Raw genomic sequence first — 23,945 nt, 5'->3', positions numbered from 1 at the left:
TCCCTGACTCGCGAAGGCCTACCATGAGGCTCTTCGCGAGGACGGACCCCGCGCGGCGAAGCGAGTGAGCTAACATTCCACTATGGAACGTCGAGAAGGGAGCGGCCGATGACGACGACCCGGCGCAAACCGCTGAATTCGACGGCCGCCTCGCTGCTCGGTTTCCTGCACGAGGGGCCGATGTCCGGCTGGGATCTGGTGACGCTTGCCCAGGATCGGATCGGCGATTTCTGGACGATCACCCAGAGCCAGGTGTATCGCGAGCTGGCCGCGATGGACGCCGCCGGGCTGGTCGCCAAGGGCGAGACCGGGGCGCGGGAGCGCACGCCCTATCGGATCACCGACGCGGGCCGCGAGGCGTTTCTGGAATGGGTCACCCGCGATCCCGGCGCGGAAACGATCCGGGTGCCGCTGCTGCTCACCATGTCGTTCGGCGACCACCTCGACTCCGAGCACCTCGATCGGATCATCGCCGCGAACCGCGAGGTGCACCAGCGCCGCCTCGATCGCTACCTGAAGGACGAGTGCGACACCCTGCGGCCGCACCAGCGGGCCACCCTGGAGTTCGGCATCGGCTACGAGCGCGCGGTGCTCGCCTGGTTCGATCGGCTGCCCGAGTTGCTCAGGCGCTGATCAGCGAAGGCCGGATGCCTTGGCCCGCAACCATTCCCACGCTTCGGCCACCGTTTCGACGACCTCCGCTCCTGCGGGCATGGGCGACCGGTCGACCATCACGACGGGCAACTCGGCCGCGCGGGCGGCGGCCAGTTTGGCATAGGTGCGGTCACCGCCGCTGTCCTTGGTGACCAGCACGTCGATGCGGTGGCGCGCCAGCAGCCGGGATTCCTCGTCGACCGTGAAAGGCCCTCGGGCGAGCAGCACTTCGTGGTTCGGCGGCAGTTCGGTTTCCGGCGGGTCGATGGCGCGGATAAGGAACCACTGGTCGGTGAGCCCGGCGAACGCGCCGACGCCCTGCCTGCCGATGGTGAGGAAGACGCGCTCGCCCAGTTCCGGGAGCGCGTTCGCCGCGGCCGCCAGATCGGGCACGCGAATCCATCGATCGCCCGGCATCTCGGTCCAGCCCGGCCGCCGCACATGCACCAGCGGTATACCCGAGTCCCGCACGGCCGCGGCGGCATTCGCGGTGATCGTGCCCGCGAACGGGTGGGTGGCGTCGATGACGGCGTCGATCCCGTTGTCCCCCAACCACTCGCGCAGACCCGCGACGCCGCCGAAGCCGCCGATTCTGACCGAGCCCTCCGGCAGCCGCGGGTCGCGAACACGACCGGCGAGCGAGGAGACGATCTCGAATCCTCGCTCGCCGGAAGCGATGTGGGCAAGCCGCCGCGCCTCGGCGGTGCCGCCCAGGATCAGCGTTCTCAGGGCTGACCGCTGAAGTACGCGATGCCCGCGTTCAGCAGCGCGGGGCCGCCCGCGACGAGCAGGCCGATCACGCCGCCGATGATGGCGCCGGGGATGACGCCGACCACGAGACCGAGCAGACCGATCAGGCCGCCGATCACGGCGCCGACGGCGGCTCCGAGCGAGGCGCGCTGCAGTTCGGCGAAGAACCACTCCTGCGCGCCGATGTCCTGCACGGCGACCACGTCGGCCTTCGGGGTGAGGGTGAGGGACTTGCCGTCGGCGTCGATCGCGGCGGCGATCTCCACCGGCGCGCCGTTGCTCGCTTCCCGCGCGGCGAGCGGAATGGTCGTGACGACCTCGCCCGCGTCGTTCTTCAGCGTGACGGCCTTGCCGTCCGCGTCCAGGGTGAACGCGCCGCCCGTCACGGTGGTGAGGATGGACTTGCCCGCGTCGGCCAGCCGCGCGGTGTAGCCGACGCCCTGGTCCTCGCCCTGCGCCGCGAGCGCGGTCTGTTCCTGGGCGGCCGGGGGTTCGGCCGGTGCGGCGTAGGTGGTGCCCGCGGTGACACCGGTGGCGGCGACGGCCAGGAGAGCGGTGGCGGCGAACTTCTTGTACTTCATGTATCTCCCCATGGAATCGGTTTTCCGATAACGAGTGGATCTCGCGCCCGACCCTACCCGCTGACACGCGCGTGTTTCACCCTCGCAGCGAGGATTTCAGGGTGAACCCTGATCCGATTTGACGACTGTCCACTGCGCGACGGGCAGCTGGGGACGCCACGCGGTGAAGCCGCCGAGCGGCTCGGACCGATAGATCTGGAACTTTCGCAGCTCACCGCCCCGCGCGGCGGCCATGGCGACCAGCAGCGCTTCCGATTCCGCGGTGACGGCGTTCGCGACCAGCCTGCCGCCCTGGCGCAGATGGGCGAAGCATGTCTCGAGCACGCCAGGCTGGGTGACACCGCCGCCGACGAAAATCGCGTCGGGCGCGGGCATTTCGTGGTCGGCGGCCAGTTCGGCGAGCACCTCCCCCCGCACCAGCACCTGCGGGACCCCCAGCGCGGTGGCGTTGACGGTGATCTGCTCCCTGCGGCGCTCCAGCCGCTCGAAAGTCACCGCGCGGCAGGCGGGATGCGTGCGGCACCATTCGATGGCGATGCTGCCCGAACCACCGCCGACGTCCCACAGCAGTTCACCCGGCGCGGGGGCGAGCGCGGCCAGGGTCAACGTCCGCACCTCGGCCTTGGTGAGCTGGCCGTCGCCGCCGTAGACGGTGTCGGGCAGGCCGGGCAGGCGGGTGACGCGGGTGTGAGCCGGATCGGCGACGCAGTCGACGGCGACGATGTTCAGCGGGTCGCCCGCGTCGAGATCCCAGGATGCCGCGGTGGCGGTTCGCAGACGTTCCGACGGCCCGCCGAGCTGCTCGAGCACCGTGACGGCCGATCCGCCGAATCCGTTGTCTCGCAAGAGTTTCGCGACCTCGGCCGGGGTGCTCTCGTCGGCGCTGAGCACCAGCAGCCGTCTGCCGTCGACCAAGTCGGGCAGGACGGTCGCCACGGGGCGGCCCACCGCGCTGACGACCGGCGTCTCGGCCAGCGCCCAGCCGAGGCGCGCGCAGGCCAGCGAAGCGGAAGACGGTTGCGGCAGCACCCGCAGGGACGCGGGCCCGAACAGCCGGGCCAGCGTGACGCCGATGCCGTAGAACATCGGGTCGCCGCTGGCGAGCACACAGATCCGGCGCGCGGCGTGCTGCGTGAGCAATCCGGGCAGCGCGGGCAGCAGTGGTGATGGCCATGCGCACCGTTCGCCGCCGAGATCGCTTGGCACGAGCGCCAATTGCCGCTCGGAACCGAAGATCACCTCGGCCGCTGCGACCGCTTCCCGCGCCGCGGCGCCGAGGCCGTCCCATCCGTCGGCGCCGATGCCGACGACCGCGATCGGGGGACCCTGCCAAGCGTCGGTCACCGCCGCGGTCCTCCTGCCGCGCTCATCGAGGCATCCGGCGCCACAGGAACTGCGGCACCATCCGCGCCACCGCGGCGGCCGGTCCGAGGGCGCGGGGCACCCAGATCTTGCCCGCGCGGCGGCGCAGCCCGGCGACGACGGCGTCCGCCACCTGACCGGGCGTACTCGACAACGGCGCGGGTTCCATGCCCTCGGTCATCCTGCCGATGACGAAACCGGGGCGAACCAGCAGCAGATGGACGCCGCTGCCGTGCAGTGCGTCGGCGAGGCCGCTGGCGAATCCGTCCAAACCGGCCTTGGCCGAGCCGTAGACGTAATTGGCGCGGCGCACCCGCGCACCCGCGATCGAACTGAACACGACGATCTGGCCGTGCCCTTGGGCGCGAAGCAGATTCGCGAGGGTGGTGAGCACGCTGACCTGGGCCACGTAGTCGGTGTGCACGACGGCGACAGCGTGCTCGGGTTCGCGCTCGGCGCGGGCTTGGTCGCCGAGAATGCCGAAGGCCAGCACGGCGACTCCGATGGGTCCGTAGTCGGCGGCGATCTTCTCCAGCAGTGCGGCGTGACCGCGGGTGTCGTCGGCGTCGAACTCCACGGCGTGCACGGCCGACGCTCCGGCCTGTTCGACGGTCGCGATCTGCGCCGCCAAATCGTCGCTGCGCCGCGCCGCGAGGATCACCACCCGGCCGGGCGCCAGGCGCTCGGCGATCTCGAGACCCATTTCGCTGCGTCCGCCGAGCACCAGTACCGAACCCTCGGCGATCCCTCGCTTTCCCATGCGCTCAGTCTGTCATCCTCGACTGGCCGCCTCGCCGATCCCCTCGCGCGGCGAAAACGCCCGCACCCTGGCGGCCACCGCCGGACCAAGGGTCTACGGTCGAGGGATGCCGACCACTACCGCGCCGCTGTCCCCCGCCGCCCTCGACTTCGTCGCCGAGCGCCATCTCGCGACACTGACCACGCTGCGCGCCGACGGCACGCCGCACGTGGTCGCGGTCGGATTCACCTGGGACGCGGAGGCGGGCATCGCGCGGGTCATCACCAACGACGGGTCGGTGAAGGTGCGCAATGTGCGCCGAACCGGATACGCGGCGGTCAGTCAGGTGGACGGCATCCGGTGGCTGACCTTGGAGGGCCCCGCGGTGGTGCTCGACGATCCGGCCAGTGTCGCCGACGCGGTCGAGCGCTACGCGGGCCGCTACCGGGTGCCGCGCGAGAACCCGACCCGCGTGGTGATCGCGATCGAGGTGCGCCGCGTGCTCTCGTCGAGCACGCTGCGCTGACAACGCATTCGGTCGGTCACAGCACGGTCAGGCCGTGCGGGCGTGCGTTCATGGACTCGCAGCCGTCTGCGGTGACCACGACGATGTCCTCGATGCGGGCGCCCCACTCGCCGCGGAAGTAGATGCCCGGTTCGACGCTGAAGGCCATGCCCGGCTGCAAGACCAGGTCGTTGCCCGCGACGATGTAGGGCTCCTCGTGCACGGACAGGCCGATGCCGTGTCCGGTCCGGTGCACGAACGCCGCGCCGAAACCGGCCTCGGTCAAGGGTTTCCGCGCGGCGGCGTCGACGGAGGCGGCGGTGACGCCGGGGCGGACGGCGGCGACGGCCGCGGCCTGGGCGCGTTCCAGCTCGGCGTAGCGCGCGGCGATGTCGGGGCTCGGCTCGCCGAGCACGTAGGTGCGGGTGCAGTCGGAGTAGTAGCCGGGCTCGACGGGGCCGCCGATGTCGACGACCACCACGTCGCCCTGCTCGATGCGCCGGTCGGACACCCCGTGGTGCGGGTCCGCGCCGTGCGGTCCGCTGCCGACGATGACGAACGCGGCCTCGGTGTGGCCTTCGGCGACGATCGCCGCGGCGATGTCGGCGCCGACCTCGGCCTCGGTGCGTCCGGCCTGGAGGAACTCGCCCATCCGCGCGTGCACCCGGTCGATCGCGGCGCCCGCCCTGCGCAGCGCGTCGATCTCGGCGTCGTCCTTGCGCATGCGCAGTTCGCGCAGCACCGGCGTGGCCGAGACAGGAAGACCGCTGAACGAGACCGCCAGCGGCAGCAGGTGCAGCGCGGGCATCGCGTCGGCGACCGCGACCCGGGAACCGACGTGCAGCGTCGACTTCACCACCTGGTACGGGTCGACGCCGTCGACCCAGTCCAGCACCTGCAGGCCGAGCTCCCCCGCCGCCGACCCGGCCAGCGAGGCGAGTTCGAGCTTGGGGATGATCACCGACGGCGTCGCGCCGTCGGCCGGGATCACCAGGCAGGTCAACCGCTCGAAGGATTCGGCCGCCGAACCGATCAGATAGCGAAGATCCGGCCCCGGCGTGATGAGCAGGGCGTCGAGATGCGCCGCGCGCATCGACTCCACCGCCCGCTCGAGCCGGTCTCCGTAGACATCCGCCGCGAACCTGGACTCCGTGTGCCCACTCATACCGATCGACGTTACCCGTCCGCGGCGCGCGGCGAACCCGAACACCGGGGCGGCCGAACGGACAGACCCGCACAGCCTCCGTGCCGGATCGGCCGAGCGCCCGTCGGATCGGGTCCGACCTGTCGGAGCGGGCGGGTAGCCTCAGCGCGTGACCTCTGCTGCGACATCAGGCCCGCTGCTGCTGCTCGACGGGGCCAGCCTGTGGTTCCGCGCGTTCTACGCGATTCCGGACAAGATCACCGCGCCGGACGGGCGTTCGGTGAACGCGCTGCGCGGTTTCACCGACATGGTCGCCTCGTTGATCACCAAGCACGCGCCGAGCAGGTTGGTCGTGTGCCTCGACCTGGACTGGCGGCCGCGGTTCCGCGTCGACCTCGTGCCGTCCTACAAGACGCACCGGCTCGACACCTCGGCCGAGGCCGCGCCGGGCGAGGAGGAGGTGCCCGACAAGCTGACCCCGCAGGTCGACATGATCCTCGAGGTCCTCGACGCGGCCGGGATCGCGACGGGCGGCGCGACGGGTCTGGAGGCCGACGACGTGCTCGGCACGCTGGCGAGCAGGGAGCGGACCGACGAGGTGATCGTGGTCAGCGGCGATCGTGACCTGTTGCAGCTGGTGCGCGACGAGCCCGCGCCGACCGTTCGGGTGCTCTACGCCGGGCGCGGGCTGGCCAAGGCCGAGCTCTTCGGTCCCGCCGAGGTGGCCGCGAAATACGGCGTGCCGGTGCGCAATGCCGGACCCGCTTACGCCGATCTGGCCACGTTGCGCGGCGACTCCTCCGACGGCTTGCCCGGTGTGGCGGGCATCGGCGAGAAGTCCGCGGCGACGCTCATCTCCCGGTTCGGTTCGCTCGACGCGCTGGTCGCCGCCGTGGACGATCCGGACTCCGAGCTGGCCCCCGGCGTGCGCGCGAAACTGCGCGCGGCGGAGGACTACTTGAAGGCGGCGGCGCCCGTGGTGCGCGTGGTGTGCGACGCCGACGTCGATCTGTCGCGCCCGGACACGCTGCCCACCGCACCTGCCGACCCGGACCGCCTGCGCGAACTCGCGCTGGCCTACAACGCGGAAAGTCCGGTCACCCGGCTCACCGCCGCCCTCGCCTCGCGCGCCTGAGACCCCCGCGACGGCAGTCGGCGCGACTTTGCGCTGAATGCAACTGTGCGCGGTCCGCATGCGCGCGTCCGCCGCAGCAAGTCGGCGGCCGAGTCCGCTGACCATCCGTTGACCGGGGATGCTCAGCGCCGCGCCACAGCTCGTCCCTCGCGTGCTGTGCCGCCGCGGCTGTCGACGGTCGCGGCGTTGTCACGCCAGCAGGCGGTCGCGAGTTCGCCAAGTAGATCGAGCTGAGTGGTCTCCCTGGGCGGCGATCAGGACGAGCGCGCCGCAGCGCTCGGCCGCGGCGGATCGTCGCGCCCGGGATCATCAGGGTGAAACGGCAACGAGCCCACGAACATCCGTTCGTGGGCTCGCTTCGGTTCTCCACCCCGCCGGATGCCCGCGGCACGGGCCATCCGGCTCCGGGATCACGTTCAGCTCGGGCGGCCGACCTCGTAGGTGCCGTCGTCCTTGGTGATCTTGATGTTGACCGTCTTCTGCTCGCCGCTCACCTTGAGGGTGCACTGGAAGCTGGCGTCCACCTCGACCTTCTGGCCCGACGGGCAGGAGACGTCGGTGACGTCCTGGATGCCGTAGGAATCGGTGAGCACCTTCTTGACGCCGTCCTGCACGGCGGCCTGGTCCAGCTTGTCCGTGGAGGTGAGCACCAGCACGAGCGCGACGACCGCGCCGATCACCAGCACGCCGAGCGCGGCGAGACCGATGATCAGGCCCTTCTTGCCGCCACCGCCGCCGCTCTGCTGCGGCTGCTGCTGCCCCTGGCCCCACTGCTGCTGGGGCTGCTGACCCCACTGCTGCTGCGGCTGCTGTTGCTGGCCCCAATCCTGTTGCTGCGGCTGACCCCACTGCTGCTGCGGTTGACCGGGCGTCTGGCCCCACTGCTGCTGCGGCTGTTGGGGCTGCTGGGGCTGACCCCACTGCTGCTGCGGCTGGCCGGGTGTCTGGCCCCACTGCTGCTGCGGCTGGTTCTGGTCGCCACCCCAGTGCTGGGTGGGCTGCGCCTGCGACGGAGTCTGCTGGCCACCCCAGTGCTGGGTCGGTCCGGCGCCGCCGGGCGCCTGCTGTCCGCCCCACTGCTGGGTGGGATCGTTGCGTCCCTCCCCGGGGTCGTTCGGTCCGTACGGGCCGCTCATCTGCTTGCCTCCACTCGCATCGTTATTCATACGGTAGCCCCCCGCCGGCGACTCGTCGTCGCACTTCTTTCCTCGGTCTCGCTCAACGCTCGGCCGAGAAACGCGCGACTGCTCCGCCACGGTCGGTACGCGAAAGAAATCAAATCACAATCGAATCCGCTACGCGGCGTCCACCGCCACGACACCCCGCCGGATCGCCCGGACCGCCTTCGCCGCCGTCCCCGCGATTTCCGGGTCGTCGGCCGTGCCGTGGATCTGGTCGAGCAGGTCGATCACCTGCCTGCACCACCGGACGAAATCACCCGCGGACAGCGGCGCGCCCTGGTCGCCGCTGGCCAGCAACGACTCGGCCAATCCGTCGCCGCGCGCCCATTTGTAGACGCCGGTGACGAATCCGAGATCGGGTTCCCTTGTCGGCGCCAGCTTGTGCCGCGCCTCGTCGGAACGCAACTCGCTCCACACGCCGATGGTCGAGGCGACCGCGCGCCGGATCGGCGCCGTGGGTCCCGTCGCGCCGAGAATGCCGCCCTCCTGGCGGGATTCGTAGACCAGAGTGGACACCACGCCTGCCAGTTCGGCAGGACCGAGGCCGCGCCAGAGGCCGTGCCGCAGGCATTCGGCGACCAACAGGTCGCTCTCCGCGCAGATGCGGGCCAGCCTGCGCCCGTCCGCGGTGACCTCGCCGTCGCGCACGAACCCGCGCTCCTCCAGCAGGCCAACGATGCGATCGAAGGTGCGCGCCAGCGAGTTCGTCGTGGCGGCAACCTTCTGGCGCATGCTCTCGGTCTCGCGAAGCAGCCGGTTGTAGCGCTCGCCGATCCGGGCCATCTGCTCGCGGTCGGGCCTGGTGTGCGCGGGATGGGCGCGCAGGCTGCGCCGCAGCGTGGCGAGTTCGCGGTCGTCGACCGCTTCGGAGCGCTTGCCGCGGCGTGGCCGACCTGGCGCGCTGATGCCGGTGCTGCGCAGCGCCGAGGCGAGGTCGCTGCGGGCACGGGCGGTGCGATGGTCGACGCGCCGGGGCAGCCGCATGTGGCCGAGCGGCTCCGCGGGCACCGGGAAGTCGGCGACCGAGACCCGGCCAGCCCACTTGTCCGCGGTGAGCACGAGCGGACGCGGGTCGTTCGGGGTGGTGTCCGGTTCCAGGATGACCGCAAGACCCGCGCGGCGCCCGGACGGAATCGCCACCACGTCGCCGCGGCGCAGCGCCGTCAACGCGCTGACCGCCGCGCCGCGCCGGTCGGTCCGGCTCTGCTGGGCCAGCTGACGTTCCCGCTGCCTGATCCGCTCGCGCAGCGAAATGTATTCCAGGAAGCCGCCTTCCGCGCCGCCGAGCTGGTCGCGCAGCTTGCGCAGCGCGCCCTCGTTGCGTTCGATGCCGCGCACCAGCCCGACGACCGAGCGGTCGGCCTGGAACTGCGCGAACGAGCGCTCCAGCAGGGCGCGCGATTCGTCGGCACCCATCCGGTCGATCAGGTTGATCGACATGTTGTAGCCGGGCCGGAAAGAGCTGCGCAGCGGATAGGTGCGAGTGGACGCCAGACCAGCCACCGCGCTGGTGTCGACCTCCGGCTGCCAGAGCACCACCGCGTGGCCCTCGATGTCGATGCCGCGGCGGCCCGCGCGACCGGTCAGCTGCGTGTACTCACCGGGCGTGAGCTCGGCGTGCGTCTCGCCGTTGAACTTGACCAGACGTTCCAGCACCACGGTGCGCGCGGGCATGTTGATGCCGAGCGCGAGCGTCTCAGTGGCGAAGACAGCCCGCACCAGTCCGCGCACGAACAGGTCTTCCACGGTGTGCCGGAAAGCGGGCAGCATGCCCGCGTGGTGGGCGGCGAGCCCGCGGTGCAGCGCCTCGCGCCATTCCCAGTAGCCGAGCACCTCGAGATCGGTTTTCGGCAGATCACCGGTGTGCTTCTCGATGATCGCGTCGATCTCGGCGGCCTCGCCCTCCCTGCTCAGATCCAGCCGCGAGCGCAGGCACTGGGCGAGCGCGCCGTCGCAGCCGGCGCGGCTGAAGATGAAGGTGATCGCGGGCAGCAGCCCCTCCTCGTCGAGGCGGGCGAGCACCTCGGGGCGGGGCAGCGGGCGGAAGTCGCGGCGCATGCCGCCGCGTCCGCGCGGCACACCCCAGTTGTTCATCCGGTCGGCGGACTCGCGATGCCGGATGTAGCGCACCAGGTCCTCGTCGACGAGCACCTTCTGGTCGCTGGACTTGGTGTCGAACAGATCGAACATCCGCTTGCCGACCATCACGTGCTGCCACAGCGGCACCGGGCGCGTCTCGTCCACCACCACCGAGGTGTCGCCGCGCACGGTCTCCATCCATGCGCCGAATTCCTCGGCATTGCTGACCGTGGCCGACAGGCTGACCAGCCGCACGTCGGCGGGCAGGTGCAGGATGACCTCCTCCCACACCGCGCCGCGGAACCGGTCGGCCAGGTAGTGCACCTCGTCCATGACCACGTACGACAGTCCGCGCAGCGCGTCCGAGGACGCGTAGAGCATGTTGCGCAGCACCTCGGTGGTCATCACCACCACGGGCGCGTCAGGGTTGATCGTCTGGTCGCCGGTGAGCAGGCCGACGCTGTCGCGCCCGTACCGCTCGGTGAGATCGGCGAACTTCTGGTTCGAGAGCGCCTTGATCGGTGTGGTGTAGAAGCATTTGCCGCCGGACGCCAACGCCAGGTGGACGGCGAACTCGCCGACCACGGTTTTGCCCGCGCCGGTCGGCGCGCACACCAGCACGCCGTGGCCGTCCTCGAGCGCACGGCAAGCGTCGCGCTGGAAGGGATCGAGGGTGAATTTCAGCTCGGCGGAGAACCTGGCCAGCTCGGTGCGGGACCGGTGATCTGTCACCGTTCAGAGGGTATCGGAGTAGTCCGACACCGGTCGCGTGGATTTCGCCGACGGATCCATGATCGACTCCGCCGTTCCGATCGGCTCGGGCGCGGCGATCGAGGAGGCCTCGTCGTCGGCCAACGCCGCGAGCGCGTCCTTGCGCGCCTTGCGCTTGTCGTTGAGCCTGGCGATCTGCACGGCGAACTCGAAGAGCACCGTCAGCGCGCAGGCGAGCGCCAGCATCGAGAACGGGTCCTGCGGGGTGACGACGGCCGCGAAGACGAACAGACCGAAGATGATCCCGCGCCGCCATGCCTTGAGTTTCACGTAGGTGAGCACGCCGACCAGGTTCAGGCCGATGATCAGCAGCGGCGTCTCGAAGCTGACCCCGAAGATGATCAGCAGCTGGATGATGAAGCCGAAGTATTGGGAACCGCTCAACGCGGTGATCTGCACGTTGTCGCCGATGGTGAGCAGGAAGCTCAACGCGTGCGCCACCACGACGTAGGCGAGCACGGCGCCCAGCGCGAACAGCACGGTTCCCGAGGTGACGAAGCCGACCGCGACCTTGCGTTCCTTCGCGTACAGGCCCGGGGTGATGAACGCCCAGATCTGATAGAGCCAGATCGGCGCGGCCAGCACGACGCCCGCGGTGAAACCGACCTTCAACCGGAGCATGAACTGCTCGAACGGCGCGGTCGCCAGCAGGCGGCACGACCCGTCGGGTGTCAGCGCGGCCCTGGACTCGGGGGGCAGCGAACAGTACGGTCCGCGCAGGATCTCGCCGAGGCTCTCGAGGCCGAGGAACGAATGCGAGTACCAGAGGAAGCCGACCACGGTGGTCAACAGCACCGCGAAGATCGACTTCAGCAACCGGCTGCGCAGTTCCTGCAGGTGCTCGACCAACGACATGGTGCCGTCGGGATTCGTCCTGCGCCTGCTGCGCCGGGGATCGAACGGGATTCGCATATCTGTGGTTGCCCCTGTGCTCGAGTGCCGCGCCTGGCGCGGCGGTATCGCGTCCCGTGCGGTGTCAGGGACCGACGAACGCCTTCACGGACCGCCGAACAGCACTGACCGGGGTGAGACCGTACTCACCCCGGCGGGAACATTCGACTCAGACCGATTTCGTCTCGGTCTGCGGCGTGGTCGCCTGGTTCGAGGGCTGCGCGGGCGGCAGCTGCTGCGCGGGCTGCTGAGCGGGCGCGGCGCCCGCGGCGGGGCTCTCGTTCTGCATCTGGCTGACCTCGCTCTTGAAGATGCGCAAGGACCGGCCGAGGCCGCGCGCGGCGTCCGGCAGCCGCTTCGCACCGAACAACACCACGAACAGCAGCGCGATGATCAGCAGGTGCGACCAGCTGAACGTGCCTGACATCTGTACCTCCCAAGACTGTGGTAGCTCCGATGCTACCGGACCCCACGACACCCGAACGCCCCCGACTTCGGCCGTTCGCCGTGCGTTCAACCTCGACTTTTGCTACACGGGCGGTTCGGTCGCGGCCGCGGCGCGCAGTTGAGCGAGCAATTCCTGGCCGGTCCAGGTCCTCCGGTCGCCCTGCTCGGCGGCGACGATGAGCTCGATGAGCCGCTGGTTCACCGGCGTCGGCGCGCCGACCATCGCGCCGAGTCCGACGATTTCGCCGCAGAGCCAAGAGATTTCGGTCTTGCGCCCGGCCGCGAGGTCGTCGGCCATCGAGGACCTCGCCACCGGATCGATGGCGAGCACCTTCCCCGCCACCCGGCGGAACACCCCGTCGGGCACGGTCAGCAGCCAGGTCATCAGCTCCGGCGGCAGCGGGGTGAGCCGGGCAGGGCGGATTCGCGCCTTGTTCATCGCGGCGAGCGCCTCGCGCTGGGCGAGCGCCAGGCAGCGGCGGTAGTCGCGGTCGGCGAGTTCCTCGCGCAGCGGGCGGCCGGACAGCGCGTTGATCGGGTTGTTCAGATTGAGCAGCAGCTTGGCCCACTGCACGGGCCGCAGGTCCGCGTAGCGGCGCAGCGGCAGCCCGGCCCGCTGGAAGAGCTCGACGTAGTCGGCGAGCGCCGGGTCGTCCTGCACCGCGAGCCCGCCCTCGGTGCCGCGGTGGAAGCGACCTTCGGTGTGGTGCACGACGTTGAACATCACCATCCCGGCGAGCACCACGCAGGTGGGCAGGATCTCCCGGATCACCGTGTCGTTGCCGATGCCGTTCTGCAAACTGAGCACGACCGTGCCGGGACGGATCTTGCCGGTGAGCTCGCGCACGGCGGCGGCGGTCGCACCGGATTTCACCGCGACGAGCACCAGATCGGCCGAGCCGACATCCTCGGGACCGGTCGCGAGCGAGAGCCGGTCCGGGGAGACGAGCACCTCGCCGCCGTCGAGGTCGGTCAGGCGCAGACCCGCGGCGCCGACCTCGTCGAGCAACCACTGCCTGCCGACGAACGTGACGTCCGCACCGGCCGCCGCCAGCTTGCCGCCGACGAAGACACCGATGCTGCCCGCGCCGAGCACCATGACACGCCGCGGCATGTTGTCGAGCTCCGTCACCTCACTCCAATTCCTCTAGTCCCGCGTCCCGGTACGCGGCGAGCGCCGCGTTGGATCGCTCGCGCACCGCGGCGATCAACTCCGGCGGACCGAGCACCGTGACGCCCGATCCGAAGCCGAGCAGCAGCCGCGCCATCCAGTCCAGGGTGGCGAAGCGCATGGTCGCCTCGAGACTGCCGTCCGGGTGCACGGCCAGTCGGTGCATCGGGTACTGATCGAGCACCCAGCCGTAGTCGGCGCGGATGCGCAGCCGCGCCAGCGGGACCGCGGGATCGTCCTGGAACAGGTCGAGCGAGGCCGCCGCCTCGGTCGCGGCGTGGCTGGGCGGCCGGGCGGGCTCGGTGAGTTCGGTGGCGGCCTCGATCCGGTCGAAGCGGAACAGCCGCACGCCCTCGGCCTCCCGGCACCACCCCTGCAGGTAGCTGTTGTCGTCGACGAGCACGATCCGGATCGGATCGACGACCCGCTCGGAGACCACGTCGCGGCTGGCCGAGTAGTAGATGATGCGCAACGCGTGCTGGCGGGCCAAGCCCGAACGCACGGTCGCCACCGCGGGCGCCTCCACCGGCGTGACCCGCGCGTCGTCGGCGGCCCGCGGCGCGCCGCCGGAGATGGCGGACTCGATCTTGGCGATGGCAGCGTGCGCGGCGGTCGGGTCCACCATGCCCGGCATGTCAACGATCGAGCGCAGGGCGACCAGCAGCGCGGTGGCCTCGGTGGAGGTCAGCCGCAGCGGCCGGTCGATGCCCGCGGAGAAGGTGACCTCGATGCTCTCCTCGGAGAACGACAGATCGATGAGATCGCCGGGCCCGTAGCCGGGCAGGCCGCACATCCACAGCTGGTTCAGGTCGCTCATCAGCTGTTTGGTCGTGACGCCGAGGTCGGCGGCGGCGTCCGCGGCGCTGATGCCCGGATTGGCGATGAAGTACGGAATCATGTTGAGCAGCCGGGAAAGCCGCACGGAGAGCCGGCTGGTCGTCACGCCCGAACCTCCGTCGTGTCGAACACCGAGCGCAGCCGGGCGACCACGTCGGCACGCAGGTCGTCGGGGGCGAGCACGAGGGCGTCCGGGCCGAGGCCGGTGATGAGCCTGGCCAGCCAGTCGCGCGACCGGATCGGTACCTCGACCACCATGCCGCCGCGCCCGCCGACGGCCCTTTCCTCGACGACCTGGCCGAGCCTGCGGATCTCCTGGCCGCGCCCGTCGGCGATCCACACCGTGGCCGAGCCGCTGACCGGCGCGCTGGTGGTGACCCGCGCGACGATCTCGCGCAGGTCGACGTCCTCGGGCTTGTGCACCGCGTTGACCGGGCCGTACGGCGTCACGTCGTCGCCGATGCGGGAGAGGCGGAAGCTGCGCACCGCGTCGCGGTCGCGGTCGTGGCCGACCAGGTACCAGCGCCCGTGGTGGGTCACCACGCCCCAGGGTTCGACATCGCGCATGAGGTAGGGCGCGTTGACCGCGCCGCGGTGCTCGAAGCGCACGGCCTGTCCGGCGTCGACGGCCGCGAGCAGCTTGCCGAGCACCGGCTCCGAGCCGCGGGTGCGGGCGGGCACGGCGGGCACCGAGGCGACGGCCACGTCCGTTTCGACGTGGATGCCCGCGGCCCGCAGCTTCAGCAGGGCGCCTTCGGCGGCGGCCGCCAGCTCCGGCGACTCCCACATCTGCACCGCGACCGCGACCGCGGCGGCCTCCTCGTCGCTCAGATCGATGTCGGGCAGCTCGTAGGCGTCGCGGTTGATCCGGTACCCCTCCAGCGTCGAATACCGGTTCACCGGCCCGACTTCCAGCGGAATGCCCAGGTCGCGCAGCTCGTTCTTGTCTCGCTCGAACATGCGGCTGAACGCCTCGTCGCTGGCCGAGTCCTCATAGCCCGCGACGCTTTCCCTGATCCGCTCCGCGCTCAAGAACTGCCGGGTCGACAGCAGCGCGATGACCAGATTCATCAGCCGCTCGACCTTGGATATCGCCACCCGTAAGAGGGTAATCGCCACCGTCGGATCACCGCGCGGCGGCGCGCGATATCCGGGTGCCCCGGCAACAATGGTCGGGTGATCGTTGCCTTCTCAGTGACCCCGCTCGGCACAGGCGTGGACGTCGGCCCCGCGGTGGCCGAGGCGGTGCGTGTCGTCCGGGCAAGCGGACTCCCGAACCGTACCGACGCCATGTTCACCACACTCGAAGGCGAATGGGACGAGGTGATGCGCGTCGTCAAGGATGCGACGGACGCGATCCTCGCTGTCGCCCCGCGCTGCAGCCTCGTGCTGAAAGCCGACATCCGCCCCGGCGTCACCGACGCCATGACCGCCAAGGTCGAATCGGTCGAGCGCTACCTCGCCGAGAACTGACAGCGCGCCGATTACCCCTCTTACTCCTCGGGGAAGCGTGTCTGCTGGTAGCAGGACAGGCGCCAGCCGTCCGGGGTGCGGACGTAGACGCTGGACATGACGCCGCGGAAGGCGGGGTCGGCGCCTTCGCGGTAGGCCACGCCGACGTAGATCAAGGCCGTGGCGTCGGAGCCGACGCGCACCAGGCGCGGGTCCTGGATTTCGTAGGTGCGCCACGGTGGGGCGTGACGCAGCGATTCGACGACGCCGTCGCGGTCCAGCACCATGCCGTTGGCCAGGATCATCAGCGCGTCGTCGGTCATGAGCGCACCGTAGAAGTCCGCGCCGGTACTCGCACACAGCGCGTCCCAGCCGCGACCCTCGATGTCGAGCAGCTCGTCGAGCACTTGGGTTTCGGTCATCGCTCCACAGTAAGCGCGATGGGCAGGAACGGCGCCGAGCTGACGCGCGGCTTCCGTCCTGCCCATCCGACGCCGTCCGGGAGGCTCGCTCCCGGGAACGACCCGGCTACATCGAGGCGATCAACCGGTCGACGCGCTCGTCGACCGAGCGGAACGGGTCCTTGCACAGCACGGTCCGCTGCGCCTGGTCGTTCAGCTTGAGGTGCACCCAGTCGACCGTGAAGTCGCGACCGGCCTCCTGGGCGGCGGTGATGAAATCGCCGCGCAGCTTGGCGCGGGTGGTCTGCGGCGGAGTGTCGACCGCGGCGTCCACCGCGTCGTCCTCGGTGACGCGCTTGGCCAGACCCTTGCGCTGCAGCAGGTCGAAGACGCCGCGGCCGCGCTTGATGTCGTGATAGGCCAGATCCAGCTGCGCGATCTTGGGATCGGACAGCTCCATGTTGTAGCGGTCCTGGTAGCGCTGGAACAGCTTGCGCTTGATCACCCAGTCGATCTCGGTGTCCACCTTGGCGAAGTCCTGCGCCTCGACCGCGTCCAGCGTCCGGCCCCACAGGTCGACGACCTGGTCGATCTGCGGATCGCGGTCCCGGTTGCGCAGGTGCTCGACGGCGCGGGCGTAGTACTCGCGCTGGATGTCGAGCGCGCTGGCCTGCCGCCCGCCCGCCAGCCGCACGGGACGGCGGCCGGTGAGATCGTGGCTGACCTCGCGGATGGCGCGGATCGGGTTGTCCAGCGCGAAATCGCGGAACGAGACGCCCGCCTCGATCATCTCCAGGACCAGCGCTGCCGTGCCGACCTTGAGCATGGTCGTGGTCTCGGACATGTTCGAGTCGCCGACGATCACGTGCAGGCGCCGGTACTTCTCGGCGTCGGCGTGCGGCTCGTCGCGGGTGTTGATGATCGGCCGCGACCGGGTGGTCGCCGAGGAGACGCCCTCCCAGATGTGCTCGGCCCGCTGCGACAGGCAGAACGTGGCCGCCTTTGGCGTCTGCAGCACCTTGCCCGCTCCGCAGATCAGCTGCCTGGTCACCAGGAACGGCAGCAGCACGTCGGAGATGCGGGAGAACTCGCCGGCGCGCACCACGAGGAAGTTCTCGTGACAGCCGTAGGAGTTGCCCGCGGAGTCGGTGTTGTTCTTGAACAGGTAGATGTCGCCGCCGATGCCCTCTTCGGCCAAGCGTTGCTCGGCATCGATCAGCAACTCCTCGAGCACCCGCTCGCCCGCCCTGTCATGGGTGACCAACTGATGCAGACTGTCGCATTCGGCCGTGGCGTACTCCGGATGCGAACCGACGTCGAGATACAGCCGAGCGCCGTTGCGAAGGAACACGTTAGAGCTACGGCCCCAGGACACCACCCGGCGGAACAGGTACCGGGCTACCTCGTCGGGGGACAGCCGACGGTGACCGTGGAAGGTGCATGTCACACCGAACTCGGTCTCGATCCCCATGATTCGTCGCTGCACACCATCGACATTACAGCCATGTCAGGTAGTCGCGTGGCGCTGCGGACAACACGGACGCATACGTCTTCACAACGATTCGGCACCGTATGCCCGGCGCACTCGGCCGGTCAGACACGGATTTCGCGCCGAGGGCCGCGGCGAAACCCGTGCGCCGAGCGGACGGCGAGCGCACAGATTCGTCGGCTCGATCGCCGCGCCGCGACAGATTTTTCGACGGGGTGCTGCCGCGTGCCCGGCAGCTGGAACTTTGCGCGGCACGATGGCGGCGCCATGCGAAAGGCCCGCGCGGGATCGCCATCGAGGCGGTCCCGCGCGGGCCTTCGTCTTCGACTACTCCGAGTCCGAGGATTCCTCGGGAAGCTCCACCACGGTGGTGGTCTTCGCCGCGCCCGCGGGCTGAAGCAGCTTCTCCAACGCGGTGTCGGAGATCCTGCGGAACGCCCGGCGCGGCCGCGACTGTTCCAGCGTGGCCACCTCGAGCGAGTTCACACCGAGCGCTCGCTTCTCCTTGTCGGCGCCCTCCGGAATCCCGGCCTGCAGCGCCTTGACCGCGACGTCGATCGCGGCGGCCAGGTCGAGACCCGGCTTGTAGGACCCCTTCAGCGCGGAGACGATGGGCTCGGTCGTGCCGCCCATCACCACGAACTCGCGCTCGTCCACGATCGAGCCGTCGAAGGTGATCCGGTACAGCACCGACTGCGGCGCCTGCTCCGGATACCCGACCTCGGCCACGCAGAGCTCCACCTCGTACGGCTTGAGCTGATCGGTGAAGATCGTGCCGAGCGCTTGGGCGTATGCGTTGGCCAGCGCCCTGCCCGTCACGTCCCGCCGGTCGAACTGGTAGCCACGCAGGTCGGCCTGCAGGATGCCGCCGCGGCGCAGGTTCTCGAACTCGTTGTACTTGCCGACGGCCGCGAACCCGACGCGGTCGTACAGCTCACTCACCTTGTGCAGCGTCGCGGAGGGATTCTCCGCCACGAACAGCACACCCTTGTCGTACGCCAGAACGATGACACTGCGACCACGAGCGATGCCTTTGCGCGCGAGCTCGGTCTTGTCGCGCATGATCTGCTCGGCCGACGCGTAGTACGGCAGTGTCATGCGTTGGCGCTCCCTTCCTGTGCCGCCGCGCGGTCGGCGACGATGCCGCGGGCGATCTCCTCGACACGCTCCTCGGGCACCTCGACGGCACCGTCCTCATCGATGGTGATGATCGTCGGGTAGATGCCGCGCGCCAGATCCGGTCCACCGGTCGCGGTGTCGTCGTCGGAGGCGTCGAACAGCGCCTCGACCGCGATGCGCAACGCCCGGTTCGCGTCGATTCCCTTGGCGTACAGCTTCTTCAGCGACGTCTTGGCGAACATCGAACCGGAACCGACTGCGGTGTAACCGAATCGCTCCTCGCTGCGCCCGCCGACCACGTCGTAGGACACGATGCGGCCGACCCGGTCCTGATCGGTGGCCTGCTGGTCGTACCCGACCAGCACCGGCACCACCGCCAGACCCTGCAGCGCGGCGGGGAGGTTGTCGCGCACCATCTTCGACAGTTTGTTGGCCTTGCCGTCGAAGGTGAGCGGAACGCCTTCGATCTTCTCGTAGTACTCCAGCTCCACCGCGAAAAGGCGGACCATCTCGACGGCCATGCCCGCGGTGCCCGCGATGCCCGCCGCCGAGAAGGTGTCGGTGATGTACACCTTCTCCATGTCCCTGCTCGCCACCAGGTTTCCCTGGGTGGCGCGCCGGTCGCCCGCGATCAGCACGCCACCGCGGTAGGTCACCGCGACGATGGTGGTGCCGTGCGGGGCGACGTCCTTCGCGACGGCGCCACCGGAGTGTCCGGTGGCGCCATCGATCGCGGCGAATCTGTTGCCCGGCAACAGCTCCGGTGCGTGTGCGCGCAGATGTTCGGTGAACGAGGAGAGGGCGTACCCCGGGTGGAGACGCATGGGGTCACCTGCTGTCACTGGCCGCCCTTCTGCACATAGGCGCGGACGAAGTCTTCCGCGTTCTCCTCGAGCACGTCATCGATCTCGTCGAGCAGGTCGTCGGTATCCTCCGCCAGCTTCTCGCGGCGCTCCTGACCGGCGGCGTCGACGCCGTCGGGACCCTCGTCCTCGTCGCCGCCCCCGGTGCGCTTGGTCTGCTCTTGTGCCATGGCAGCCGACCTCCTCTGTCCTCATCATGAACGGACCCAAAGTATGAGCACGGTTCCGATCATGAGCAATGTGCGTGCTCGTACAACAACACTACCCAGCCGAACCGACACGATGTCGGATCTGTGCCCAATTCGCCGCGCGGACAGCGCCCGATTCGCGACCTGGCGGGCGCCGTCAGGTGGTGAGTTGCTGGACCAGCTCGGCGGCGGTGTCCACGCCGTCGAGCAGCTTGCCGACATGCGATTTGGTGCCGCGGCGCGGTTCGAGGGTCGGGATGCGCACCAGCGAATCGCCGCCCAGATCGAAGATCACCGAGTCCCAGCTCGCGGCGGCGATATCAGCACCGAACCGGCGCAGGCATTCGCCGCGGAAGTAGGCGCGGGTATCGGTGGGCGGCTTGGTCATCGCGTCGAGCACCTGCTGCTCGGAGACCAGCCGCTTCATCGAGCCGCGCGCCACAAGGCGGTTGTACAGGCCCTTGTCCAGGCGCACGTCGGAGTACTGCAGGTCCATCAGGTGCAGCTTCGGCGCGGCCCAGCTCAGGCCCTCCCGCTGGCGCATGCCCTCGAGCAGCCGCAGCTTGGCGGGCCAGTCGAGCAGGTTCGCGCATTCCATCGGGTCGCGCTCGAGCAGGTCCAGGACCATCGCCCAGTTGTCCAGGATGTCCTGCACGCGGGCGTCCTCGTTGCCCTCGCGGTCCATGAACTTGGCGACCCGCTCGTGGTAGAGCCGCTGCAGCGCCAGGCCGGTCAGCTCGCGGCCGTCGGCGAGCGCGACGGTGGCGCGCAGGCTCGGGTCGTGGCTGATCTGGTGCACGGCGGTGACCGGGCGGGCCAGTTGCAGGTCGGACAGGTCCTCGCCCGCCTCGATCAGGTCGAGCACCAGCGCGGTGGTGCCGACCTTGAGGTAGGTCGACATCTCGGCCAGGTTCGCGTCGCCGATGATGACGTGCAGCCTGCGGTACTTGTCGGCGTCGGCGTGCGGCTCGTCGCGGGTGTTGATGATGCCGCGCTTGAGGGTGGTCTCCAGGCCGACCTCGACCTCGATGTAGTCCGAGCGCTGGGACAGCTGGAACCCGGCGTGGTCGCCGGACTGGCCGATGCCGACCCGGCCGGAACCGCAGATCACCTGGCGGGAGACGAAGAAGGGCGTCAGCCCGACGATGATCTGGTTGAACGGGGTGTCCCGGTTCATCAGGTAGTTCTCGTGGGTGCCGTACGAGGCGCCCTTGCCGTCGACGTTGTTCTTGTACAGCTGCAGCCGCGGTGCGCCGGGCACGCTGGAGGCGTGCCGTGCGGCGGCCTCCATCACCCGCTCGCCCGCCTTGTCCCAGATCACCGCGTCCATCGGGTCGGTGACCTCGGGCGCGGAGTACTCCGGGTGCGCGTGGTCGACGTAGAGGCGCGCGCCGTTGGTGAGGATCATGTTCGCCGCGCCGACCTCGTCGGCGTCGATCACCGGCGCCGGTCCGTTCATCCGGCTCAGGTCGAAACCGCGCGCGTCGCGCAGCGGCGACTCCACCTCGTAGTCCCAGCGCGTCCGCTTGGCCCGCGGCACGCCTTCGGCCGCCGCGTAGGCGAGGACCGCCTGGGTAGAGGTGAGGATCGGGTTGGCCGACGGCTCGGTGGGGGTGGAAATGCCGTATTCGACCTCGATACCGATGATGCGCTGCATACCTCGAGCCTAGGCGACACCGGCCAATGTCATACCGAGGGTGGTACTTCCGGAGGATCACGCTCCCCGCTCCGGGGCCGGATAGTCGACGCATGACCGAATCCATCGCCGAAACCGGGGCGCAAGCCGCCGAACGGGCCCGTACCGAGCGGCCGGAACGGCCCGCGCGGGTCGTCGCGCTCGACGTGCTGCGCGGCATCGCGATCCTCGGCACGCTCGGCACCAATATCTGGATCCTGACCAACCCCGAGGGCCTGATCGGCTACATCGACGAATTGGGCGCGGCGACCGACGGCGGCTGGATGTGGACCGAGCGGGTACTGCAACAGCTGGCGCAGGGCAAGTTCCTCGGCCTGCTGACCATCATGTTCGGCATCGGCCTCGCCATCCAGCAGGCCTCCGCCGTGCGGCGCGGCCGCGCGTGGCCGGGCAATTATCCGTGGCGGGCCGGGCTGCTGTTCCTGGACGGCCTGCTCAACTTCGTGTTGGTCGCCGAGTTCGACGTGCTGATGGGCTACGCGGTGACCGGGTTGGTCGTCGCCTTCGTGCTCGCCACCGGCGAGCGCGCGCAACGCCGCTGGCTGACGATCGCGGCGTCCGTCCACCTGGCGATGCTGACGCTCATCGCACTCGCGATGGCCTTCGCGCCGCAGCAGGATTCGGCGCCGCGTGCGCCGCTGGACCCGAATCCCTATGCGGACGGCTCGTTCTGGGACCTGGTCGTGTTCCGCTTGGACAACGCGCTCGCGTTCCGCCTCGAGGCCGTCTTCGTCTTCGCCATGTCGGTCGCGCTGTTCCTCGCGGGCGCCCGGCTCTACCGCGCGGGCCTGTTCGGTCCGGAGGGCGCGCGAATCCGCAAGCGGCTCATGGTGATCGGCGCGATCGCCGCGCCGATCGACTTTCTCGTCGGCGTGTTCGTCGGCGGTGATCTGGTGTTGCTGACCCGCTACGGCAGCGCGCCGTTCGTCGCCTTCGGCATCCTCGCGCTTGTCGCCGAGTTCTACCTGCGCCGTCCGCGGCTCGGTTTCGCGGGCCGACGACTCACCGAGGTCGGCCGGACCGCGCTGTCCTGCTACATCCTGCAGAACCTGGTGGCCTCTGCGCTGTGCTACGGCTGGGGTCTCGGCCTGGCCGCGCGGGTCTCCCCCGACGCGCGCGTCCCGTTCACCATCGCGATCTACCTGGTTGTCTCGGTGATCATCGTGACGGCCGCGCACCTGTGGCTGCGGCGCTTCGAGCGCGGGCCGGTCGAATGGGCGTGGCACGCGTCCTACCGGGTGCTGGCCCGCGAGCGCTGACCGGCGCGGCCAGTTCGGCGCCATCGCACAGAACCGCGGCGGCGAACACGAGTAGTAAGCTACTCGTGTTCGCCGCCGCTTCTCGTCCCATGCTGAAACGACACCTTTCCGCACTATCGACGAGGGGAATCGTCCATGAAGGCCGCGGTGCGCCGTGTCTGGCTGCCGTTCAACGAACCGTTGGAGGGCCGGGTGCCCTGGATGTACCTGGATTCCGAAGGCTTCGTGAGCACCGGTGTCGGCAACAAGCTCGACGTCACCGCACGGGTGCGCGCCGCTCCCACTCCGGCCGAACGGGCCGCCTCGCTCATCGCCGCCCGCAGGCTGCCGTGGCGTTACCCCGACGGCTCGCCCGCCACCGACGCGGAGATCAACGCGGCCTGGGACGCGGTGAAGAGCCGGATGGATCTCGTCGCGGGCGGCTACCGCCGTTTCGCCGACGTCACCGAGCTGCGGCTGACCGACGAGCACATCGACCGCCTCGTCTTCGCCAGGCTGGACGAGCTGGAGACGCTGCTGCGCGGCCGGATGGTGCGGCACGGCTCCGGCGCGGTGGTGATGCCGTTCGCCGCCTTCGACTCCTGGCCCGCCGACGCGCAACTCGGCGCGCTCAGCATGTGCTGGGCCATGGGTCCGAAGTTCAGCTTCCCCGCCTTCCAGGACGCGGCCTTCGCGCGCGACTGGTTGCGGTGCGCCGCCGCCTGCCGGGTCAATCCCGAGATCGGCACCGTGATCCGACGCAACGATCGCGATCAGGACTTGTTCCGCAACGCTTTTCGGGTGGAGGCCGAGGGCCTCGATCCGGAGGTGCTGCTGTTCCGACTTCCTGAACTACCGTTGGGCGAGTGAGTTTCGCCGAGCGCTATCCGCTGCTGCACACCCCCGCCCGCTGGGAGTGGGGCGGCCTGGACGTCCGCTTCTCCACCGAGCTGCCTGCCGACGAGCTGGTGACCAACGTGCACGTGGTGTGTTTCGTCGGCGAGCGGATCGTGCTGTGTCGCGACGACCGCGACTTCTGGCTGCTGCCCGGCGGGACAAGGGAGGCGGGCGAATCGGTGGACGAGCGTCTACGGCGCCTATCTGCCTGAACTGCTCACGCTGGCAAGGGAAGTGCACCGGCCCACCGCGCGCTAGAGTTTGGTCCGGTGCACAAATCGGGACGGCACAGTCTTGTCCTTTGCCCCTGGCGACGGGTCCGCGTGATGCGCTGAGCTTGAACGGACGACGAGGT

25 protein-coding genes are annotated in these 23,945 nt (G+C 69.8%); 7 read left to right on the top strand and 18 right to left on the bottom strand.

Features of this window, described 5'->3' with window-relative positions:
- Positions 1-108 precede the first annotated feature (108 nt).
- On the top strand, positions 109-633 hold the full coding sequence (locus NAM01S_RS07280; protein ID WP_067781247.1) for a PadR family transcriptional regulator: 525 nt from the start codon (positions 109-111) through the stop codon (positions 631-633).
- Here NAM01S_RS07280 and NAM01S_RS07275 read toward each other — a convergent pair whose 3' ends face one another.
- The 4 genes from NAM01S_RS07275 to dprE2 all read right to left on the bottom strand — a co-directional run bounded on the left by NAM01S_RS07275 (position 634) and on the right by dprE2 (position 4,107).
- Positions 634-1,383, bottom strand: coding sequence for a cobalt-precorrin-6A reductase (locus tag NAM01S_RS07275; RefSeq protein ID WP_067781335.1), 750 nt, complete (start codon positions 1,381-1,383; stop codon positions 634-636).
- Positions 1,380-1,985, bottom strand: a complete 606-nt coding sequence (locus NAM01S_RS07270; RefSeq protein ID WP_067781244.1) for a DUF8020 domain-containing protein — start codon at positions 1,983-1,985, stop codon at positions 1,380-1,382. The genes NAM01S_RS07275 and NAM01S_RS07270 overlap by 4 nt, the downstream gene beginning before the upstream one ends.
- A 96-nt stretch (positions 1,986-2,081) precedes the next feature.
- The gene (locus NAM01S_RS07265) at positions 2,082-3,329 is read right to left on the bottom strand and encodes a bifunctional cobalt-precorrin-7 (C(5))-methyltransferase/cobalt-precorrin-6B (C(15))-methyltransferase (protein WP_067781241.1); all 1,248 of its coding nucleotides are present in this window, start codon (positions 3,327-3,329) and stop codon (positions 2,082-2,084) included.
- Between the two features lie 22 nt (positions 3,330-3,351).
- Positions 3,352-4,107 (bottom strand): decaprenylphospho-beta-D-erythro-pentofuranosid-2-ulose 2-reductase, encoded by a 756-nt coding sequence (gene dprE2, locus NAM01S_RS07260; protein ID WP_067781238.1) that lies wholly within the window; start codon positions 4,105-4,107, stop codon positions 3,352-3,354.
- Between the two features lie 106 nt (positions 4,108-4,213).
- Between dprE2 and NAM01S_RS07255 the strand changes: the two genes are divergently transcribed.
- On the top strand, positions 4,214-4,612 hold the full coding sequence (locus NAM01S_RS07255) for a PPOX class F420-dependent oxidoreductase (RefSeq protein WP_067781235.1): 399 nt from the start codon (positions 4,214-4,216) through the stop codon (positions 4,610-4,612).
- Positions 4,613-4,628: 16 nt separating this feature from the next.
- Here the strand turns inward: NAM01S_RS07255 and NAM01S_RS07250 are convergent, their stop codons facing one another.
- Complete coding sequence (locus tag NAM01S_RS07250) at positions 4,629-5,756, bottom strand: M24 family metallopeptidase (protein ID WP_067781232.1); 1,128 nt, start codon at positions 5,754-5,756, stop codon at positions 4,629-4,631.
- Positions 5,757-5,904: 148 nt separating this feature from the next.
- Between NAM01S_RS07250 and NAM01S_RS07245 the strand changes: the two genes are divergently transcribed.
- Positions 5,905-6,870, top strand: coding sequence for a 5'-3' exonuclease (locus NAM01S_RS07245; RefSeq protein WP_067781229.1), 966 nt, complete (start codon positions 5,905-5,907; stop codon positions 6,868-6,870).
- Between the two features lie 416 nt (positions 6,871-7,286).
- Here NAM01S_RS07245 and NAM01S_RS07240 read toward each other — a convergent pair whose 3' ends face one another.
- The 7 genes from NAM01S_RS07240 to NAM01S_RS07210 all read right to left on the bottom strand — a co-directional run bounded on the left by NAM01S_RS07240 (position 7,287) and on the right by NAM01S_RS07210 (position 15,345).
- The gene (locus NAM01S_RS07240) at positions 7,287-8,006 is read right to left on the bottom strand and encodes a DUF4333 domain-containing protein (RefSeq protein ID WP_067781226.1); all 720 of its coding nucleotides are present in this window, start codon (positions 8,004-8,006) and stop codon (positions 7,287-7,289) included.
- Positions 8,007-8,165: 159 nt separating this feature from the next.
- The gene (locus NAM01S_RS07235) at positions 8,166-10,862 is read right to left on the bottom strand and encodes a DEAD/DEAH box helicase (RefSeq protein WP_067781222.1); all 2,697 of its coding nucleotides are present in this window, start codon (positions 10,860-10,862) and stop codon (positions 8,166-8,168) included.
- 3 nt (positions 10,863-10,865) lie between these two features.
- On the bottom strand, positions 10,866-11,813 hold the full coding sequence (tatC, locus tag NAM01S_RS07230; protein WP_067781219.1) for a twin-arginine translocase subunit TatC: 948 nt from the start codon (positions 11,811-11,813) through the stop codon (positions 10,866-10,868).
- Between the two features lie 148 nt (positions 11,814-11,961).
- A complete protein-coding gene (tatA, locus tag NAM01S_RS07225; protein WP_067781216.1) occupies positions 11,962-12,219 on the bottom strand; it encodes a Sec-independent protein translocase subunit TatA in 258 nt (85 codons plus the stop codon).
- A gap of 102 nt (positions 12,220-12,321) precedes the next feature.
- Entirely contained in the window at positions 12,322-13,353 is a 1,032-nt protein-coding gene (locus tag NAM01S_RS07220) for a 2-dehydropantoate 2-reductase (protein ID WP_067781332.1), read from the bottom strand.
- 19 nt (positions 13,354-13,372) lie between these two features.
- Complete coding sequence (locus tag NAM01S_RS07215; RefSeq protein ID WP_067781326.1) at positions 13,373-14,308, bottom strand: helix-turn-helix transcriptional regulator; 936 nt, start codon at positions 14,306-14,308, stop codon at positions 13,373-13,375.
- A 41-nt stretch (positions 14,309-14,349) separates the two neighbouring features.
- Positions 14,350-15,345: a helix-turn-helix transcriptional regulator gene (locus NAM01S_RS07210; protein ID WP_097244246.1), complete on the bottom strand. Its 996-nt coding sequence runs from the start codon at positions 15,343-15,345 to the stop codon at positions 14,350-14,352.
- Between the two features lie 78 nt (positions 15,346-15,423).
- Here NAM01S_RS07210 and NAM01S_RS07205 point away from each other — a divergent pair, with 78 nt between their 5' ends.
- The gene (locus NAM01S_RS07205; protein ID WP_067781213.1) at positions 15,424-15,720 is read left to right on the top strand and encodes an MTH1187 family thiamine-binding protein; all 297 of its coding nucleotides are present in this window, start codon (positions 15,424-15,426) and stop codon (positions 15,718-15,720) included.
- Between the two features lie 20 nt (positions 15,721-15,740).
- Here NAM01S_RS07205 and NAM01S_RS07200 read toward each other — a convergent pair whose 3' ends face one another.
- From NAM01S_RS07200 to dop, 6 genes are all read right to left on the bottom strand, one after another.
- Positions 15,741-16,121, bottom strand: coding sequence for a nuclear transport factor 2 family protein (locus NAM01S_RS07200; protein WP_067781210.1), 381 nt, complete (start codon positions 16,119-16,121; stop codon positions 15,741-15,743).
- A gap of 106 nt (positions 16,122-16,227) precedes the next feature.
- Complete coding sequence (gene pafA, locus NAM01S_RS07195; protein ID WP_185757090.1) at positions 16,228-17,586, bottom strand: Pup--protein ligase; 1,359 nt, start codon at positions 17,584-17,586, stop codon at positions 16,228-16,230.
- A gap of 330 nt (positions 17,587-17,916) precedes the next feature.
- Positions 17,917-18,687, bottom strand: coding sequence for a proteasome subunit alpha (gene prcA / locus NAM01S_RS07190; protein ID WP_067781205.1), 771 nt, complete (start codon positions 18,685-18,687; stop codon positions 17,917-17,919).
- Positions 18,684-19,532 (bottom strand): proteasome subunit beta, encoded by an 849-nt coding sequence (gene prcB, locus NAM01S_RS07185; RefSeq protein ID WP_067781202.1) that lies wholly within the window; start codon positions 19,530-19,532, stop codon positions 18,684-18,686. Before prcB ends, prcA begins: the two co-directional genes overlap by 4 nt.
- Positions 19,533-19,546: 14 nt before the next feature.
- Positions 19,547-19,741 (bottom strand): ubiquitin-like protein Pup, encoded by a 195-nt coding sequence (locus NAM01S_RS07180; protein ID WP_067781199.1) that lies wholly within the window; start codon positions 19,739-19,741, stop codon positions 19,547-19,549.
- Between the two features lie 175 nt (positions 19,742-19,916).
- Positions 19,917-21,416 (bottom strand): depupylase/deamidase Dop, encoded by a 1,500-nt coding sequence (gene dop / locus NAM01S_RS07175; protein WP_067781196.1) that lies wholly within the window; start codon positions 21,414-21,416, stop codon positions 19,917-19,919.
- A 92-nt stretch (positions 21,417-21,508) separates the two neighbouring features.
- Between dop and NAM01S_RS07170 the strand changes: the two genes are divergently transcribed.
- The 3 genes from NAM01S_RS07170 to NAM01S_RS07160 all read left to right on the top strand — a co-directional run bounded on the left by NAM01S_RS07170 (position 21,509) and on the right by NAM01S_RS07160 (position 23,802).
- On the top strand, positions 21,509-22,714 hold the full coding sequence (locus NAM01S_RS07170; protein WP_084482573.1) for a DUF418 domain-containing protein: 1,206 nt from the start codon (positions 21,509-21,511) through the stop codon (positions 22,712-22,714).
- Positions 22,715-22,849: 135 nt separating this feature from the next.
- A complete protein-coding gene (locus NAM01S_RS07165; RefSeq protein WP_067781193.1) occupies positions 22,850-23,563 on the top strand; it encodes a hypothetical protein in 714 nt (237 codons plus the stop codon).
- Complete coding sequence (locus NAM01S_RS07160; RefSeq protein ID WP_218018350.1) at positions 23,560-23,802, top strand: NUDIX hydrolase; 243 nt, start codon at positions 23,560-23,562, stop codon at positions 23,800-23,802. Before NAM01S_RS07165 ends, NAM01S_RS07160 begins: the two co-directional genes overlap by 4 nt.
- The last annotated feature ends 143 nt before the right edge of the window (positions 23,803-23,945 follow it).

Source organism: Nocardia amikacinitolerans NBRC 108937 (assembly GCF_001612615.1).
In the GTDB taxonomy this organism is placed as follows: Bacteria; Actinomycetota; Actinomycetes; order Mycobacteriales; family Mycobacteriaceae; genus Nocardia; species Nocardia amikacinitolerans.
The sequence above is the reverse complement of the archived record's forward strand: the minus strand, read 5'-3'. Positions and strand labels throughout refer to the sequence as shown.

Bases quoted from the DNA above. Each gene is read 5' to 3' on its own strand.
- NAM01S_RS07280 (WP_067781247.1), top strand. From the start codon at position 109: ATGACGACGACCCGGCGCAAACCGCTGAATTCGACGGCCGCCTCGCTG.
- NAM01S_RS07270 (WP_067781244.1), bottom strand. From the start codon at position 1,985: ATGAAGTACAAGAAGTTCGCCGCCACCGCTCTCCTGGCCGTCGCCGCC.
- dprE2 (WP_067781238.1), bottom strand. From the start codon at position 4,107: ATGGGAAAGCGAGGGATCGCCGAGGGTTCGGTACTGGTGCTCGGCGGA.
- NAM01S_RS07255 (WP_067781235.1), top strand. From the start codon at position 4,214: ATGCCGACCACTACCGCGCCGCTGTCCCCCGCCGCCCTCGACTTCGTC.
- NAM01S_RS07250 (WP_067781232.1), bottom strand. From the start codon at position 5,756: ATGAGTGGGCACACGGAGTCCAGGTTCGCGGCGGATGTCTACGGAGAC.
- NAM01S_RS07240 (WP_067781226.1), bottom strand. From the start codon at position 8,006: ATGAGCGGCCCGTACGGACCGAACGACCCCGGGGAGGGACGCAACGAT.
- tatC (WP_067781219.1), bottom strand. From the start codon at position 11,813: ATGCGAATCCCGTTCGATCCCCGGCGCAGCAGGCGCAGGACGAATCCC.
- tatA (WP_067781216.1), bottom strand. From the start codon at position 12,219: ATGTCAGGCACGTTCAGCTGGTCGCACCTGCTGATCATCGCGCTGCTG.
- NAM01S_RS07220 (WP_067781332.1), bottom strand. From the start codon at position 13,353: ATGCCGCGGCGTGTCATGGTGCTCGGCGCGGGCAGCATCGGTGTCTTC.
- NAM01S_RS07215 (WP_067781326.1), bottom strand. From the start codon at position 14,308: ATGATTCCGTACTTCATCGCCAATCCGGGCATCAGCGCCGCGGACGCC.
- NAM01S_RS07200 (WP_067781210.1), bottom strand. From the start codon at position 16,121: ATGACCGAAACCCAAGTGCTCGACGAGCTGCTCGACATCGAGGGTCGC.
- prcA (WP_067781205.1), bottom strand. From the start codon at position 18,687: ATGACACTGCCGTACTACGCGTCGGCCGAGCAGATCATGCGCGACAAG.
- prcB (WP_067781202.1), bottom strand. From the start codon at position 19,532: ATGCGTCTCCACCCGGGGTACGCCCTCTCCTCGTTCACCGAACATCTG.
- NAM01S_RS07180 (WP_067781199.1), bottom strand. From the start codon at position 19,741: ATGGCACAAGAGCAGACCAAGCGCACCGGGGGCGGCGACGAGGACGAG.
- dop (WP_067781196.1), bottom strand. From the start codon at position 21,416: ATGCAGCGCATCATCGGTATCGAGGTCGAATACGGCATTTCCACCCCC.
- NAM01S_RS07170 (WP_084482573.1), top strand. From the start codon at position 21,509: ATGACCGAATCCATCGCCGAAACCGGGGCGCAAGCCGCCGAACGGGCC.
- NAM01S_RS07165 (WP_067781193.1), top strand. From the start codon at position 22,850: ATGAAGGCCGCGGTGCGCCGTGTCTGGCTGCCGTTCAACGAACCGTTG.